The organism is Prevotella sp. HUN102 (assembly GCF_000688375.1).
Classification (GTDB): Bacteria; Bacteroidota; Bacteroidia; order Bacteroidales; family Bacteroidaceae; genus Prevotella.
In genome coordinates this window covers 1718028-1734653 of record NZ_JIAF01000004.1, presented here as the reverse complement: position 1 = coordinate 1734653, position 16626 = coordinate 1718028, and the positions used below count along the sequence as shown (strand labels likewise).

The window sequence follows — 16626 nt, the reverse complement described above, 5'->3', positions numbered from 1 at the left end:
AAAAGAAAAGGTTGAAATGAGATAATTACGGACAAATTCAACTATTAACTCATTACCTTATATATTCACAACTTGTCTTTAGCTTGGATAAAGCATATATAACCAAAGAACGGTTGCTGTGGTAGCAACCGTTCTTTTTTATTTAATAACTTCAAATTTCAAGCAATTCCAACGATTCTAACAAATCGTATCCGATACCCGAATAAATCATAGTAAATTAGAATAGATGCTATTTAAACATCTGCAATAATACCTTCTTAAATAGCTGAAAATCAAGTGATAATTCATTCATTTTCAAACGTGCGAAGAATGCAATGTATTCTTCGCAAAAATGCAAGGCATTCTTGCGAAGATTGTTTGGCATTCTTCGCACACTTGTATCGTGTGTTTCCGAAATTCAGAGTTTACCTATTTGAGAATAGTTTGGCATTCTCTATATTACGAAAAAATAATGAGCGTTTTTGGTAATTAAATTTTACAGAAAGCGTTTTACTTGTCTGTGGACAATGCTAATCTGAAACCGATGGATGCAAATTCCTTTAATTGCCAATAGCCGTGATGACCATCGGGTGTTACACCATCATCAAATCTTGGATAGATGAAGAGCTGTGCACCGATGTATTTGTTGAACTGCAAGATAAATGTATTTTCCCATTCCAGTTCTGCACGCTTGTAGGCAGTATAGCCATACAGACGGGTTTTCCAAGTAAGAGCGTCCATCAGTTTCCATTCCAAATCCACGGTAAATTCCGAACCGATGTCGTGCTTGGTGTGCTTTCCTTCGTCGATACCGAGTCTGCCTGCGAGATTCACGAGACGGGTATATTTCATATTGTAGGCCAAAGGAGCCAGATGAATATTTCCCTTGAGCTTATGGTTCAGCCAGTCTACCGAATAATCCATACCGACAGAGAGGTTCAGGTTCAGAGGCGCGAGGAAGTCTGCGTACAGAACTGGGTCATTGGAACGATAGGAATGCGTGAACTGCGTGTAGCCAACGAGTTGTACGGTGTAGTACCATTTCTTTGTAGCCTGCAATCCAAGTTTTGAAGTGAGGCGAATAAGGTCTTCCGTGGTTTTGTAGCTATGCAATGAGTCTGATTTTGAACTTTGCATACCGAATTTCAATTCCAAACGGTTTTCCCATTTCACTTTCTGCTTGTTGTTGTAGTTTGCTTCCATCAGCGCAGATGCAAGTGCTGAGTAGTTGCTTTCGCCACCCTTGTACCAGTTTCCCGATACATAGTTTTGAAGCACTTGCAGCGCAAAGTCGCCTTTATACGACCAGAAGTTGGGTTTCAACACCATTACCTCAACCGGCGCAGCATTTGCTTCCACAGGAATTGGTGCCACCTTGTCCACAATCTCAACCTGATGCAGAATAGGTTCTTCCACTTCTACGAGCGTCGCCTGCTGTTCTATGAGATCCTTTTCGGTATTTTTTACCAGCGATGGACTTTCCAGATAAATCCTCGTGAGCAGATTAGGATTGCTGTTATAGCTGTCCAGACTGAAGGAATTGTGAACAACATCTTTATAATAGGTAAGAGGCAAGAACAGTCTTGTAGATTTCAGAGAACTTTTCTTCTTATTCGCTACTTTAAAATCAGAACTGTATATTTTCTCTTTGGCAACGACCATAGAATCAGAATAACTTTTCACGAAGTCATTCTCTGATGTGGATTGAGACTGGATGCCCGAGTTGATTTGCGCACTCATCGTAGAGGAAACAATAAGTGCTGACAAGGCAAGTAAACTTCTACGTAACATTGTGTTGAATATTTATTTCAGGTACAAACTTACGCAAAAAAAATGATATTAATATAATATGTGAATAAAAAGTAGGCACTTTTGAAGAAGTTATTGATATAAGTTTCTCTGTGTGATGGATAAATTTCTTGTTTGCAAAAAGAAATTACTATCTTTGCACTATGATGTAACTTAAACGCCAGATTAGGGCTTTAAAGTAGATTAATACAAAATTATAATATAAAAAACAGAACATAATTGTATGGCAACAGTAGATGACAAGAAGATTATCTTCTCGATGGTGGGAGTGTCGAAAATCATTCCTCAAAACCAGAAATACATTCTCAAGAATATTTATCTGTCGTTTTTCTATGGTGCAAAGATTGGTATCATCGGTCTGAACGGTGCAGGTAAGTCTACCTTGATGAAGATTATCGCAGGCATTGAACAACCCACTCAGGGCGAAGTGGTGTTCAGTCCCGGCTATTCCGTAGGCTATCTTCCACAGGATCCGCCTCTCGATGAGACAAAGACTGTGAAGGAAAACGTGCAGGAAGGCGTAAAACACGTTTACGATGCGCTGAAGGAGTACGACGAAATCAACGTGAAGTTCGGAATGGAGGAGTATTACGGCGACCCTGACAAAATGGACAAACTGATGCAGCGTCAGGCGGAGGTTCAGGATATCATCGATTCTACCGATGCTTGGAATATGGATTCTAAACTCGAGCGTGCAATGGATGCACTGCGCTGTCCGGCAGGCGACCTTCCGGTAACCAATCTTTCGGGTGGTGAGCGTCGCCGTATCGCACTTTGCCGATTACTGTTGCAGAAACCCGACGTGCTCCTTCTGGATGAACCTACCAACCACCTTGACGCAGAAAGCATCGACTGGTTGGAGCAGCATTTGCAGCAGTATGAAGGCACGGTAATTGCCGTTACCCACGACCGATACTTCCTTGACGACGTGAGTGAGTGGATTCTTGAACTCGACCGAGGCGAAGGTATTCCTTGGAAGGGCAACTATTCTTCTTGGCTCGACCAGAAAACAAAGCGTATGGAACAGGAAGAGAAGAGTGCTTCGAAGCGTCGCAAGACGTTGGAACGAGAGCTGGAGTGGGTTCGTCTTGCGCCAAAGGCCCGTCAGGCTAAGGGCAAGGCTCGTCTGAATTCCTACGAACAGATGCTCAATCAGGAGCAGAAGGAACGCGAGGAAAAACTCGAAATCTTCATTCCTAACGGACCACGCTTGGGAAACAAGGTTATAGAAGCACAGCACGTGAAGAAGGCTTTCGGCGACAAGGTGCTCTTCAACGACCTCAACTTTATGCTTCCACCTAACGGTATCGTGGGCGTAATTGGGCCAAATGGTGCCGGAAAGACTACACTCTTCCGACTTATAATGGAGTTGGAAAATGCCGATGCAGGTACATTTGAGGTGGGCGAAACCGTAAAACTCGCTTATGTGGACCAGCAGCACAAGGATATCGACCCGAAGAAAAGCGTGTATGATGTGGTAGCGCAAGGAAACGAGACCATCAGAATGGGTGGACGCGACGTAAATTCACGTGCATATCTCTCCCGTTTCAACTTCTCGGGAACAGACCAGAGCAAACTTTGTGGCGTACTTTCGGGTGGTGAGCGAAACCGATTGCAGTTGGCTATGGCTCTGAAACAGGAAGGCAACGTGCTTCTCCTCGATGAGCCAACGAACGATATCGACGTGAACACACTCCGTGCGCTCGAAGAAGGATTGGAGTCGTTTGCCGGTTGCGCAGTCGTTATCAGCCACGACCGTTGGTTCCTCGACCGAATCTGTACTCACATCCTTGCATTCGAAGGCAATGGCGAAGTGGTTTACTTTGAAGGAACTTACTCTGAATACGAAATCAACAAGGCAATGCGTCTCGGCAATGAGGAGATCAAGAAGGGACGTTATCGCAAGTTGATGGAAGATTAATATGGGAAGAAACCTACAAAAATGCGAGTGATGTCGGATAAGACAGCAGACAAAGCATTACTGTTGTCCGATAGACCTTTTTGTTAAACAATAATTAAGGCTGAATTTCTTTCTTGATATTCAGCCTTTTTAGATGTTAATCAAAATGATAGCCAATTAGATTAAAGCCCGACTCTACTGTTTTTTCCTTTATCAGCAGTACATTTATAAGAACAGAAAGACAATTAGAAAGTTAAGAATACGTCTATATTCTTGCCAGAGCCTTCATCCCCACTTGGCTTTCTGCATATCCATAATCCTGTCCCATTCTTCTTCGTTCCTCTCGTCATCGTGCATACGGAATGCAAGTTCGGAAAGAATAGAGAAGAGGATATCGGTGTCGGAGAGTGTGGAAATGGTTTGAAGTTCGATTTGCATACTGAGCAAATCGCTGGCACTACCGAGGTGCGTGTTGTAGACTACGATTTTATGCTTATCGCCATCACGAATCTCCTTTAGAATGATTCGTGCTCCTGCATAGGCAAAAGTAGGTTGGAGCGTACTCAAATACTGATAAATACTTAGCACTTCGAGCATCAAATTCTTGTCATCTGAAATATGCGCTAACGTATATTCTTCAAATGCGCTTACATCAATTTTATTAAACAAATTCTTTAATGTCATCCTGATAAGAATTTCAACAATGAATTATCGCACGGTAATATGAAAACAGCCCTGCATTTTTTCGTATTTTATATAGCAGCGTCCTTGTTTTCGCAAATCATCAAGCACTTCGCAGAGAATATATTTCAGCTTGTCGCCCGGAGCTTCTTTCTCTACCGGATTGTATTTGTTGTAGGCTATATCGAAGGTTGTGCCGTAAAGATGGCAACTGTTTTCGGTTGCATTGCCGTTGTGTCGTCTCAGTTTCTCCACATCTTCCTTGGTTCTGAGCACGCTGGTAACAATGATTTTGTTCAATGGCAAGCCCTTAACTTGAAGACTGTCCATAAAGTTTCTGCCAATATCCTGAAGCAGAATCGTAGCACGAGGCACAAGATAAGGCACGCTGTTTGAAAGTCGTTTGACATCGAAATATGGATTGCTGCCGATATATACTAATTCTTTCTTACGGGCTTCTGCATCCTCACGGTCGGCTACTGCTTTCACACCATATTTCTGGGCAGTAGCAAGTTGCACCATTTGCGAATCAGGGAAAGAAGCATCGTAGTCAATGACGCCGAAAATCTTGTTCTTTATAGGATTGCCGTCGGCTTTATAAAATTTGGTTATCTCGCTTTTCGGCACCACGGATTGCTTCAGGAGCTTTATGGAGTCGGGCACTTCAACGTCTGCCGTGTCTGCTTTCAATAGGGAATCTGCAAGGGACACCGTATCTTTCGCAACAGATGGAAAGATAAGGCGCACCAAAGCGAGGAACGCCGTTACGACCATAAAACCTTTGAGAAAACTATTCTTCGTTATTTTGAACTTAATCTTCATTGGCGCAAAGGTAAAAATATTTTCTTAATTAATGAGGATAAGAAATAAGAATAATTTGCTCGGTTCTCAAATTTATATTAACTTTGCACCTAATAATTTTTATTAGGCAAAAACAATTTTGACTGAGAAGCATATTATCCTCGAAGATATAGACCCTGTTGCTTTTTACGGGGTTAATAATGTGCACTTGCAAATGATAAAATCTCTTTATCCTAAGTTGCGAATAGTGGCACGAGACAATGTCGTGCGCGTGCTTGGAGACGAAGAGGAGATGGCAAAGATAGAAGAAAACATCGACAGAATCTGCAAGCACATCGTGAAATACAATACTGTCAATTCAGAAGATATACTGGACATCGTGAACGGACGTCAGGCGAAAGCCGATGCCGCAAAAGATGTCCTTGTCTATTCTGTATCAGGAAAGCCTATTAAGAGCCGTTCCAAGAACCAACAGGAACTCATAGATGCTTTTGAAAAGAATGATATGGTGTTCGCCGTTGGCCCTGCCGGTACCGGTAAAACGTACTTGAGCATTGCGTTGGCCGTAAAGGCTCTGAAGGAAAAGACCGTGAAGAAAATCATACTTTCGCGTCCCGCAGTAGAAGCAGGCGAGAAACTCGGATTTCTTCCCGGCGATATGAAAGAGAAGATTGACCCGTATCTTCAACCGCTCTACGATGCGCTGGAAGATATGATTCCCGCCGTGAAGCTTCAGGATATGATGGACAAACATCAGATTCAGATTGCTCCGCTGGCATTTATGCGAGGACGAACGCTAAGCGACGCCATCGTGATTCTCGACGAGGCGCAGAACACCACCACGGCACAGATCAGAATGTTTCTTACCAGATTGGGATGGAACTCGAAAATGATAATAACGGGTGATATGACGCAGATAGACCTTCCCCTCAATCAGAAGAGTGGATTGAAGGAAGCCCTCAGCATCTTGTCGGGCACGGAGGGAATCGGAGTGGTGAATCTTGACCAGAAAGACATCGTGCGCCATAAGCTCGTTACGCGCATCGTAAACGCATACGAGTCCTACGACAAGGCACAGGCAGAGAAGAAAGACTCTTATTAATTATAGAACTATGATGAAAGCATTAACAAAGACCGATTTCCATTTTGATGGACAAAAGAGTGTTTACCACGGTAAAGTTCGTGATGTGTATGATATCAACGACGACCTCATCGTGATGGTGGCTACCGACCGTATTTCAGCGTTCGACGTAGTATTGCCAAAAGGTATTCCATTCAAGGGGCAAGTATTGAATCAGATTGCTGCAAAGTTTCTGGATCAGACAACAGACATTTGTCCTAACTGGAAACTCGCAACTCCAGACCCGATGGTTACGGTAGGTCTTAAATGCGAAGGATTCCGTGTGGAAATGATTATCCGTTCCATCCTCACAGGTTCGGCGTGGAGAGACTACAAGAACGGCTGCCGCGAGATCTGCGGCGTGAAGCTTCCCGACGGAATGAAGGAGAACGAGCGATTCCCCGAGCCTATCATCACACCTACAACAAAGGCTGACGAAGGCCACGACCTGAATATTTCAAAGGAAGAAATCATCCGTCAGGGAATTGTTTCGGAAGAAGATTACAACATCATCGAGGACTGGACACGCAGAATTTTCGCCCGTGGTCAGGAAATTGCTGCCAAGCACGGTCTTATTCTCGTAGATACAAAGTATGAATTTGGCAAGCGCGATGGTCAGTGCTACCTTATCGACGAGATTCACACACCGGACTCAAGCCGATACTTCTATGCTGAAGGCTACGAGGAGAAACTTGCAAAGGGAGAACCACAGAAGCAGCTTTCAAAGGAGTTCGTGCGCCAATGGCTGATAGAGCACGACTTTATGAACGAACCGGGACAGACTATGCCCGAGATTACCGACGAATATGCAGAAAGCGTGAGCGAGCGTTACATCGAACTATACGAACATATTACCGGTGAGAAGTTCGACAAAGCGAGCATCGAGTCCGACCTTGCTGCGCGCATCGAAAAGAACGTGAGCGAATATCTCGCTTCAAGAAAATAATCACGGAAGGTTTCGGCCTTTACAAACAAACAGACAGGGATGTATTCTGCGCATATCGTCCGTTTTCATATCTTGATTTCCAACAGATATGCACAGGATATATCCCTAAGCCAAACAACCAACATTCAAGTGTACAATCAAGAAAAGATCAAGCCTTACGAGGGTAAGGGCGAAAAAGGAAAACTCGTGGAAGAGATGTTCGACAACATCGCTCCCACCTACGACACGCTGAACCATCGCCTCTCTTGGAACATAGACAAGTACTGGCGGAGGAAAGCTATCAAGGAATTGAGTCCTTTCAAGCCCGACACAATACTTGATGTGGCTACGGGCACGGGAGATTTCGCCATCCAGCTGGCAAAGATGCTCAATCCCAAGACACTCGTTGGTGCCGACATTTCGGAAGGAATGATGGAAATCGGAAGAAAGAAGGTAAAGGCTGAGAAACTTGAGCACATCATTGCTTTCCAGAAAGAAGACTGCCTGAACCTTACCTTCCCATCAGAGACCTTCGACGGAGTAACTGCCGCCTTTGGCATACGGAATTTCCAAGACCTTGACAAAGGACTAAGTGAGATGTGCAGAGTATTGAAGAAAGGCGGACACCTCTGCATCATAGAGCTTACCACGCCGGTCAGTTTCCCGATGAAGCAACTGTTTAAGCTCTATTCAAAGGTGGTGCTCCCCACTTACGGTCGCCTCATATCGAAAGACAGGAGCGCATACGACTATCTTAACAAGACGATAGCGGCATTTCCTCAGGGCGAGCAGATGATGACGATATTCAAGAATGCAGGTTTCGGGAAGACATATTTCAAGCGACTTACATTCGGCATCTGCACGATGTACATTGCCGAGAAGTAACAATAAACACGAGCCTGAAAATCCGAGATAATTCATCGAACTAAAGTTTAATACAGACGCTTATGGATAAATATGGACTCATAGGAGTTTCGTTGGGACATTCATTCTCAATAGATTATTTCAACGAGAAATTCCAGAACGAGAACATCGATGCAGAATACATCAACTTTGAGATACCTGCCATTGATAATTTACGCGAGATTCTGAACACGAATCCTGAACTGAAGGGGCTCAACGTAACGATTCCCTACAAGGAACAAGTGATAAAGTATCTTGACTCTATGTCTCCGGAAGCCAAGGCAATAGGCGCGGTGAACGTTATCCGTGTGGAGCACAACGGAAGCAAAACTACCCTGAAGGGCTTCAACAGCGATGCGATAGGATTCACTCGCAGCATTGAACCCCTATTGGAGCGTTACCATAAGAGAGCACTCATACTCGGAACCGGTGGTGCCGCAAAGGCAGTAGACTACGGACTGAAATCACTCGGACTGGAAACGAAGTTCGTTTCAAGGGAAAAGGTTCTCAACGGACTTACCTACGACGACCTGTCGCCGAAGATTATCAGGAAGTTCAATGTAATCATAAACTGCACGCCGTTGGGAATGTATCCCAAGGTGGACCAATGTCCGAACCTTCCCTACGAAGCTATGGACAGCCACAATCTATTATACGACCTGATATACAATCCCGACGAAACGCTCTTTATGAAAAAGGGGCGCAAACACGGAGCAACCGTAAAGAACGGACTCGAAATGCTTCTCCTTCAGGCATTCGCAAGTTGGGAATTTTGGAACGGGAGAGAAGAACGGTAAGATGCAACTCTGAATCAAAGAATATCAATACACAAATTTTATCCGACCCTGTTGCCAAATTCCGGCAAAAGAAAAGCGAGGGCAGCCGAAATCAGTCGGCTGCCCTCGTCAATGTTTACGATAAAGCAGAATCATCATTATGGATCCATACTTTCTTCTTCCGATGAAGAGCCACCTTCCCCGGACGGCTTCACGCTCTCCACACGCTCATAGGTAACACCCTCCAGCGTGAAGTAGCGTTTCGACGGAGCGAGCTTCACGACTGGCTTCGTGATGTGAACGCGGGGATTGAAATCCTCCTTTTTCTCCACCATCTTACTCTGGAACGACGGCGAGAGCGTGCCAAGGTCGCCATACTCCACAATGTCTCCGTTCTCAACGTGCTTCTTTGCAATCTCGGCAGCGAGCCGGAGCACAGCTTCCACCTCTGCACCCTTGAAGGTCGTGGCATTGGCAACCTCGTCGCAGAACGAACGGTAGTCAACGCGCTTGCGTCCTGTCGGGCGTGCTCTGAATACTTTCTTGTCCTTGAATTTGCCTACCGTAGCCTTCTGTGAGGTCAGCGTATAGGCCAATGGTCTGTTTGCCATAAGCGTAATAAATTTAGTTTCCCCGATAAAGCTGCCCTCGCGGGGGTTCATTCATACAGGCAGCCAATATTCTATTCTGCTGCTAATATCGGCATTATTTTTCATAAAAACAAATTTTATCACGTGTTTTTTAAAAGAATATCACGTGATATTCGTCCAAATATCACGTAATATTTGCTCAAATATCACGTGATATTTCCCTAAATATTACGTGATATTTCCCGACCACCAGTTTATAGTTGTCCAAATCAGGCGGGCAAAAGGAAATTTTATCTCTGTATTCGGCTCAAAATCAACAAATATATACTACCTTTGCAGCGCAAAATCAAAATTATATCTTATGAAGCAAAAAACATTTATCCTGCTTCTGTTTATCGTGTCTATGACCGTAAACAGTATGGCACAGACCGTTCGGGCAACAGGCAGCACCAAGGCTGAAACCAGTTGCGATGCCGACAAGATGCCCTCCTTTCCCGGTGGCGAGCAAGCATTGCTTCAGTTTCTCTCAAAGAACATTCAATACCCCACGAAGGCTATGGAGGCTGGCGTGCAAGGGCGGGTACTGATGAGCTTCGCCATCGACAAGGATGGAAGCATCACGGACATTACTGCCAAGGATTGCACCATCTCGAGCTACGATAAAAAGTTTTTCGACAAATTGACCGTCGAACAGCAGGAAAAGCTGAAGAAAGAATGTATTCTTGCTTTTGCCAAGGAGGGCGTGCGCCTTATCCGTCTGATGCCGAATTGGAAACCGGGCGAATCGAAGGGCAAGAAAGTGAAGGCTTTGTATCGCCTGCCATTAAGTTTCAGGCAGTAAGCGGCACGGTCGCCGATGGAGCGTCTGTCCTCTCACGTTTGGGCAGACGCTGCACGGGAGAGCAAACAACCCGTTCACTCGTCAATTAATTAGAATATGGACAACAGATATATGATGCGCGGCGTAAGTGCTGCCAAGGAAGATGTGCATAATGCCATCAAGAATATCGACAAGGGTCTCTATCCGCAGGCTTTTTGCAAGATCATTCCCGACATTCTCGGGGGAGACCCAGAGTATTGCAACATTATGCACGCCGACGGTGCAGGCACAAAATCGTCGCTTGCCTATATGTACTGGAAGGAAACCGGCAACTTAGACGTGTGGAGAGGCATCGCACAGGATGCCATCGTGATGAATACCGACGACCTGCTGTGTGTAGGTGCCGTTGATAATATCCTAGTGTCTTCCACCATCGGGCGCAACAAGATGCTCATTCCCGGCGAAGTAATCTCTGCCATCATCAACGGCACCGATGAACTGCTGGCCGAAATGCGCGAAATGGGTATCGGCATCTATCCGACAGGAGGAGAAACAGCCGACGTGGGCGACCTTGTGCGTACCATCATCGTAGACTCCACCGTAACCTGCCGTATGAAGCGCAAGGACGTGATAGACAATGCCAACATCCGTCCCGGCGACGTCATCGTGGGTCTGAGTTCCACTGGTCAGGCTACCTACGAGAAGAAATACAACGGTGGTATGGGAAGCAACGGACTGACCAGTGCCCGCCACGATGTGTTCGCCAAGTATCTGGCAGAAAAATATCCGGAGAGTTTCGACCACGCCGTGCCGAACGAATTGGTTTACAGCGGCAAGTACCGTTTGGACGACAAGGTGGAAAACAGTCCTCTCAATGCCGGAGAGCTTGTTCTCTCCCCTACCCGCACTTATGCTCCCGTCATCAAGCGCATCCTCGACGAGCTTCGCCCTGAAATCCACGGAATGGTACATTGCACCGGTGGCGCACAGACCAAAGTGCTGCATTTCGTAAACGAGAATTGCAGAGTGATAAAGGATAATATGTTCCCAGTTCCCCCACTCTTCCAAGCCATCAAGGAATGCAGCGGCACCGATTGGAAGGAAATGTATCAGGTGTTCAATATGGGACACCGTATGGAAATCTACGTGCGTCCTGAAGTTGCCGACAGGATTATCGCAATCAGCAAGTCGTTCAACATTGATGCGCAGGTAATCGGCCACATAGAAGAAGGACCGAAGAGCCTTACCATCAATTCTGAATTTGGAACCTTTGAATATTAATTCGGCACTTCCGAAAGGGATATGTCAAAGAATGCTTTGCAGAGCATTTCCGAGAAATTCCCGAAATATCAAAGAACGTCTTACAGGGCATTTGCAATAGGATTCCCAATACAGGCAACAAGCTGAAAGAATTATCGTGAGGCACATCACATTCCTTTCAACGAGGAAGATTCGATTTAAAAAACAACAAACAAACATAATTAATGGCAGAGAATAACAGTATATTAGAGAAACTTGATGGTCTTGAAGCCCGATTTGAAGAAGTTTCAACACTCATCACCGACCCTGATGTTATAAGCGACCAGCAAAGATACGTCAAGCTCACGAAGGAATATAAAGACCTTGGCGACATTATGAATGCCCGAAAGCGTTATATCAACTGCATCACGACTATCAGTGAGGCAAAGGATATATTGACAAACGAGAGCGACCCCGATATGAAGGAAATGGCTCGTATGGAACTGAGCGAAAACGAAGAACTCCAACCCAAGTTGGAAGAAGAAATAAAGCTGCTGCTCGTGCCGAAAGATCCTGAAGACGACAAGAACGTGCAGATGGAAGTGCGCGCCGGAACCGGTGGCGACGAAGCCGCCCTCTTTGCAGGCGACATCTTCAATATGTACAAGAGATATTGCGACAAGAAAGGTTGGACGCTCTCCATCACGTCGGTATCAGAAGGTGCCGTGGGTGGTTTCAAGCAGATAGACTTCGCCGTATCGGGCGACGGCGTTTATGGCATCCTGAAATACGAATCGGGCGTTCACCGCGTTCAGCGCGTGCCTTCAACCGACACGCAAGGCCGTATGCAGACATCGGCTGCCACCGTTGCCGTACTCCCCGAAGCCGACAAGTTCGAGGTAAACATCAACGAGGGCGACATCAAGTGGGATACTTTCCGTTCAAGTGGCGCAGGTGGTCAGAACGTGAACAAGGTGGAATCCGGTGTGCGCCTGCGTTATCCTTGGAAGAATCCCAATACCGGCGAGGTGGAGGAAATTCTCATTGAATGTACGGAAACGCGCGACCAGCCCAAAAACAAGGAGCGCGCACTCTCGCGACTGCGCACTTTCATCTACGACAGGGAACACCAAAAATATGTAGACGACATTGCAAACCGCCGCAAGAGCTTGGTTTCCACTGGCGACCGTTCGGCAAAAATCCGCACCTACAACTATCCTCAAGGACGTGTAACCGACCACCGTATCGGATTTACCACCCACGACCTTCCCGGCTTTATGAACGGAGAAATCCAAGATATGATCGATGCACTGATCGTTGCCGAGAATGCCGAGAAGATGAAAGAAAACGAATTATAGCACAGAGAAGTAATGGGGACGCAAGAATGAGAACAAAGCTTTATCTGAATCATATTACTGAATGGTTCATACCACAACAAGTTATTGTCTTCATTCTTCCATCCCCATCGCTTTTTGTCTCAATACCTTCACTCCTAAAATAAAATCTTTATGAACCGTAAACAATTAATCGAACAAATATTCGCAAAGAAGAGTTTTCTCTGCGTAGGTCTTGACACCGACCTGAACAAAGTGCCCAAGCACCTTTTAAAAGAGGAAAACCCTATCTTCGCTTTCAACAAGGCCATCATCGATGCTACGGCACCCTACTGCGTGGCCTACAAGCCCAATCTCGCCTTCTACGAATGCTATGGACTGAAAGGCATCAAGGCTTTTGAAGACACGGTAACTTATCTGAAAGAAAATTATCCCAAGCACTTCATCATAGCCGATGCCAAGCGTGGCGACATTGGCAACACTTCAAAGATGTATGCCCACACATTCTTCAAGGAATACGATTTGGACGCAGTTACCGTGGCTCCGTATATGGGCGAAGACAGCATAACGCCATTCCTCGAATACGAAAACAAGTGGGTGGTTCTGTTGGCTCTCACAAGCAACAAGGGCAGTCAGGACTTCCAATTCTTTGAAGACAAGGACGGAACACGCCTTTTTGAACGAGTGCTGGCCAAATCTCAGGAATGGGGAACTCCAGAGAACCTGATATATGTAGTAGGCGCAACACAAGGACGTATGTTTGAAGACATTCGCAAACTTGCTCCTGAAAGTTTCCTGCTCGTGCCCGGCGTCGGCGCACAGGGCGGCAGCCTTCAGGAAGTCTGCAAGTATGGCATCATCAAGGATTGCGGCCTGTTGGTCAATTCCTCACGAGGCATCATCTATGCAAGCAATGAAGAAAACTTTGCCGAAGCGGCTGGCATCAAGGCAAAGGAACTGCAAGAAGAAATGGCAGCCGAACTTGCGAAACTCTAAAACGTTCACATATTAACTCTATTGGAGACGAAAATAATTCGTCTCCAACACGTATTTACACCTTACACCTTTATTATATACTTGCTGATGAGAGTAATCCTCTTCGCACAATGTTCTGATATACTTCCTTAATCCGTGCAACGAAACTGTATCATTAATTCAGCGAAACAATGCCCACAATCAACGCATAAAACATACGATTTACAAATGTGCGAAGAACGGCAGACAATCTTCGCACGTTTGCATCGCATTCTTGCGAAGAATGGAACGCAATCTTCGCAAGAATGTAAGCGGATAATTTATCATCTGATTTACAGCGATTTACGAACGAAGAATAATTGGAATATTTTTTGAGCTTAATGTACTGAACGGAATTTAAATGCCTACTGCACCAAGCATCGTGAGTTGCAGGGAATAGAATATGGTTGTAAACTTTTTCACAAATGAATGAATGTAAGATAATAAACGACCCGGTGTTCGGATTCATCAAGATACCCACCGGTCTGCTCCTAAATATTGTAAAGCATCCTCTGATGCAACGACTTACACGCATCAAGCAATTAGGAATGGCTCCGGTAGTATATCCCGGTGCGCAGCACACAAGGTTCCAACATTCACTGGGTGCATTTCATCTAATGAGCGAGGCTGTGCTGTCGCTTCAGCAGAAAGGAGTCTTCATATTCGATAGTGAAGTGGAAGCCGTACAGGCAGCAATCCTGATGCACGACATCGGGCACGGACCATTCTCTCACGTACTTGAAAACACATTGATAAAAGGCATTTCCCACGAAGAAATCTCCCTGTTGATGATGGATCAGATAAATCGCGATATGAACGGCGAACTGAACCTTGCCATCAAGATTTTCAAGAACGAGTATCCCAAGAAATTCCTTCATCAGCTCATCAGCAGCCAGCTCGATATGGACAGACTGGACTATCTGCGGCGCGACAGTTTCTTCACGGGAGTAACGGAGGGGAACATCGGTTCAGCACGAATCATCAAGATGCTCAACGTGGTGGACGATTCGCTGGTGGTAGAGTCAAAAGGCATCTATTCCATAGAAAACTATCTCACATCCCGAAGGCTGATGTATTGGCAAGTGTATCTCCACAAGACAGCAGTAGGCTATGAAAAGATACTCGTCAATACCCTTCTGCGTGCAAAGGATTTGATAAAGAAAGGACATAAGCTCTTTGCCTCGCCCTCTTTTGCATATTTTCTTGAGAATGAAGTAGATTCAGACTTCTTTAATTCACACCCGGAAGCACTGGAGCATTACATTCAGTTGGACGACAACGATATATGGAGTGCCATAAAGGTGTGGCAGAATCACGAAGACAAGATACTTTCCATACTGGCTCAGGACCTTATAAACAGAAAACTCTTCAAGGTTGAGATTTATGATAGTCCTGTTTCCGAAGATTCCATCAACGATTACAAGCAGAAAATCAGCGAAAAGCTGAACATCAATTTTGAGGATGCCCACTACCTGATGAGTGTGAACACCATCCAAAAAGATATGTACGACATACACGACGACCAGATAAGCATCCTTTCCAAAGACGGTACTTTAAGGGATATTACCGAGGCGTCAGAGATTCTGAACGTTGAACTCCTAAGCAAAAAAATCTGTAAATATTACTTTTGTTATCATCGAATATGACAAACTTTTGCTATCTTTGCAAAAATAAGTAACCATATAAATAAAGAATGGAATTTACTGCTAAGCAAATTGCACAGTTAGTACAAGGTACTATTGACGGAGATGAAAACGCCGTTGTCAATACCTTTGCAAAGATAGAAGAAGGAAAAAAGGGAGCAATCTCTTTTCTTGCGAATGAAAAATATACTCATTATCTTGCAGATACGGAATGTTCCGTAGTGCTTGTAGACGAAAGTATTAAAGTAGAGAAGCCTGCCAAGGCTACCCTTATCCGTGTGAAGAATGCACGTGACTGCGTGGCAAAACTCCTGCAGATGTATGAAAGTATGAAGCCTAAGAAGCAAGGCGTTGATTCTTTGGCTTTTATTTCTCCCAAGGCAAAAATTGGAAACAATGTTTATATCGGCGCATTTGCATACATTGCAGACGGTGTGGAAATCGGCGACGGCTGCCAGATTTATCCTCACGCCACTATTATGGAAAACGTGAAGCTGGGCAGCAACTGCATCATCTATCCAAACGTAAGTATCTATCACGATTGCAAACTTGGGAATAACAATATCATTCATTCAGGAAGCGTAATCGGGGCCGATGGTTTCGGTTTTGCACCAAATCCTGAGACCAACAGCTACGACAAGATTCCGCAGATTGGTATCGTAACTATTGAAGACGATGTTGAGATTGGCGCAAACACCTGTATCGACCGTTCTACAATGGGCAGCACCTATATTCGTAAAGGCGTGAAGCTCGACAATCTTGTCCAGATAGCACACAACAACGATATTGGCGAAAACACGGTAATGAGTGCTCAGGTTGGAATCGCCGGCTCTACGAAGGTTGGCCAATGGTGTATGTTTGGTGGTCAGGTAGGCATATCCGGACATATCACAATCGGCGATAAGGTGTTCCTCGGTGCGCAGTCAGGCGTGCCAAGCAGTCTTGAAAGCAATCAGAGCCTTATCGGCACTCCTCCTATGGAGTCGCGCCCTTACTTCAGGTCGCAGGCTATATTCCAGAGACTGCCCGAAATGTACAAGCAACTGAATGCTTTGCAAAAAGAAATCGAAGAACTGAAAAAGAACAAATAAC

General features: G+C 45.2%; 15 protein-coding genes. 11 read left to right on the top strand and 4 right to left on the bottom strand.

Annotation, left to right across the window (positions count from 1 at the left end; all coding sequences use genetic code 11):
• Window positions 1–489: 489 nt before the first annotated feature.
• A complete protein-coding gene (locus P150_RS0112685) occupies window positions 490–1770 on the bottom strand; it encodes a DUF3078 domain-containing protein (RefSeq protein ID WP_028898010.1) in 1281 nt (426 codons plus the stop codon).
• A gap of 241 nt (window positions 1771–2011) precedes the next feature.
• On the opposite strand from P150_RS0112685, the gene ettA reads away from it, so the two are divergent.
• Window positions 2012–3709, top strand: coding sequence for an energy-dependent translational throttle protein EttA (gene ettA, locus P150_RS0112680; protein ID WP_028898009.1), 1698 nt, complete (start codon window positions 2012–2014; stop codon window positions 3707–3709).
• Window positions 3710–3973: 264 nt separating this feature from the next.
• On the opposite strand, the gene P150_RS0112675 is transcribed toward ettA, so the two are convergent.
• Window positions 3974–4357 (bottom strand): hypothetical protein, encoded by a 384-nt coding sequence (locus P150_RS0112675; protein WP_155953013.1) that lies wholly within the window; start codon window positions 4355–4357, stop codon window positions 3974–3976.
• 39 nt (window positions 4358–4396) lie between these two features.
• Complete coding sequence (locus P150_RS0112670) at window positions 4397–5191, bottom strand: DUF5715 family protein (protein ID WP_028898007.1); 795 nt, start codon at window positions 5189–5191, stop codon at window positions 4397–4399.
• A 118-nt stretch (window positions 5192–5309) separates the two neighbouring features.
• Between P150_RS0112670 and P150_RS0112665 the strand changes: the two genes are divergently transcribed.
• The 4 genes from P150_RS0112665 (at window position 5310) to P150_RS0112650 (ending at window position 8915) form a co-directional block, all read left to right on the top strand.
• Entirely contained in the window at window positions 5310–6272 is a 963-nt protein-coding gene (locus tag P150_RS0112665; RefSeq protein WP_028898006.1) for a PhoH family protein, read from the top strand.
• A gap of 13 nt (window positions 6273–6285) precedes the next feature.
• On the top strand, window positions 6286–7236 hold the full coding sequence (locus P150_RS0112660; protein WP_028898005.1) for a phosphoribosylaminoimidazolesuccinocarboxamide synthase: 951 nt from the start codon (window positions 6286–6288) through the stop codon (window positions 7234–7236).
• A gap of 129 nt (window positions 7237–7365) precedes the next feature.
• Entirely contained in the window at window positions 7366–8100 is a 735-nt protein-coding gene (gene ubiE / locus P150_RS0112655; protein WP_028898004.1) for a bifunctional demethylmenaquinone methyltransferase/2-methoxy-6-polyprenyl-1,4-benzoquinol methylase UbiE, read from the top strand.
• A 62-nt stretch (window positions 8101–8162) separates the two neighbouring features.
• Window positions 8163–8915, top strand: coding sequence for a shikimate dehydrogenase (locus P150_RS0112650; protein ID WP_028898003.1), 753 nt, complete (start codon window positions 8163–8165; stop codon window positions 8913–8915).
• Window positions 8916–9052: 137 nt separating this feature from the next.
• On the opposite strand, the gene P150_RS0112645 is transcribed toward P150_RS0112650, so the two are convergent.
• On the bottom strand, window positions 9053–9505 hold the full coding sequence (locus P150_RS0112645) for a histidinol phosphate phosphatase (protein WP_028898002.1): 453 nt from the start codon (window positions 9503–9505) through the stop codon (window positions 9053–9055).
• A gap of 340 nt (window positions 9506–9845) precedes the next feature.
• Between P150_RS0112645 and P150_RS0112640 the strand changes: the two genes are divergently transcribed.
• The 6 genes from P150_RS0112640 (at window position 9846) to lpxD (ending at window position 16625) form a co-directional block, all read left to right on the top strand.
• The gene (locus tag P150_RS0112640; RefSeq protein ID WP_028898001.1) at window positions 9846–10325 is read left to right on the top strand and encodes an energy transducer TonB; all 480 of its coding nucleotides are present in this window, start codon (window positions 9846–9848) and stop codon (window positions 10323–10325) included.
• Between the two features lie 96 nt (window positions 10326–10421).
• A complete protein-coding gene (locus P150_RS0112635; RefSeq protein WP_028898000.1) occupies window positions 10422–11585 on the top strand; it encodes an AIR synthase-related protein in 1164 nt (387 codons plus the stop codon).
• A gap of 203 nt (window positions 11586–11788) precedes the next feature.
• Window positions 11789–12901: a peptide chain release factor 1 gene (gene prfA / locus P150_RS0112625; protein WP_028897999.1), complete on the top strand. Its 1113-nt coding sequence runs from the start codon at window positions 11789–11791 to the stop codon at window positions 12899–12901.
• A 150-nt stretch (window positions 12902–13051) separates the two neighbouring features.
• Window positions 13052–13873, top strand: coding sequence for an orotidine-5'-phosphate decarboxylase (gene pyrF / locus P150_RS0112620; protein ID WP_028897998.1), 822 nt, complete (start codon window positions 13052–13054; stop codon window positions 13871–13873).
• Window positions 13874–14316: 443 nt separating this feature from the next.
• Window positions 14317–15537, top strand: a complete 1221-nt coding sequence (locus P150_RS0112615; RefSeq protein ID WP_028897997.1) for an HD domain-containing protein — start codon at window positions 14317–14319, stop codon at window positions 15535–15537.
• A 47-nt stretch (window positions 15538–15584) separates the two neighbouring features.
• Window positions 15585–16625: a UDP-3-O-(3-hydroxymyristoyl)glucosamine N-acyltransferase gene (gene lpxD / locus P150_RS0112610; RefSeq protein WP_028897996.1), complete on the top strand. Its 1041-nt coding sequence runs from the start codon at window positions 15585–15587 to the stop codon at window positions 16623–16625.
• Window position 16626 lies beyond the last annotated feature (1 nt).

Bases quoted from the DNA above. Each gene is read 5' to 3' on its own strand.
- ettA (WP_028898009.1), top strand. From the start codon at position 2,012: ATGGCAACAGTAGATGACAAGAAGATTATCTTCTCGATGGTGGGAGTG.
- P150_RS0112615 (WP_028897997.1), top strand. From the start codon at position 14,317: ATGAATGAATGTAAGATAATAAACGACCCGGTGTTCGGATTCATCAAG.
- lpxD (WP_028897996.1), top strand. From the start codon at position 15,585: ATGGAATTTACTGCTAAGCAAATTGCACAGTTAGTACAAGGTACTATT.
- P150_RS0112670 (WP_028898007.1), bottom strand. From the start codon at position 5,191: ATGAAGATTAAGTTCAAAATAACGAAGAATAGTTTTCTCAAAGGTTTT.
- P150_RS0112645 (WP_028898002.1), bottom strand. From the start codon at position 9,505: ATGGCAAACAGACCATTGGCCTATACGCTGACCTCACAGAAGGCTACG.
- P150_RS0112635 (WP_028898000.1), top strand. From the start codon at position 10,422: ATGGACAACAGATATATGATGCGCGGCGTAAGTGCTGCCAAGGAAGAT.
- P150_RS0112640 (WP_028898001.1), top strand. From the start codon at position 9,846: ATGAAGCAAAAAACATTTATCCTGCTTCTGTTTATCGTGTCTATGACC.
- P150_RS0112650 (WP_028898003.1), top strand. From the start codon at position 8,163: ATGGATAAATATGGACTCATAGGAGTTTCGTTGGGACATTCATTCTCA.
- P150_RS0112660 (WP_028898005.1), top strand. From the start codon at position 6,286: ATGAAAGCATTAACAAAGACCGATTTCCATTTTGATGGACAAAAGAGT.
- P150_RS0112685 (WP_028898010.1), bottom strand. From the start codon at position 1,770: ATGTTACGTAGAAGTTTACTTGCCTTGTCAGCACTTATTGTTTCCTCT.
- prfA (WP_028897999.1), top strand. From the start codon at position 11,789: ATGGCAGAGAATAACAGTATATTAGAGAAACTTGATGGTCTTGAAGCC.
- pyrF (WP_028897998.1), top strand. From the start codon at position 13,052: ATGAACCGTAAACAATTAATCGAACAAATATTCGCAAAGAAGAGTTTT.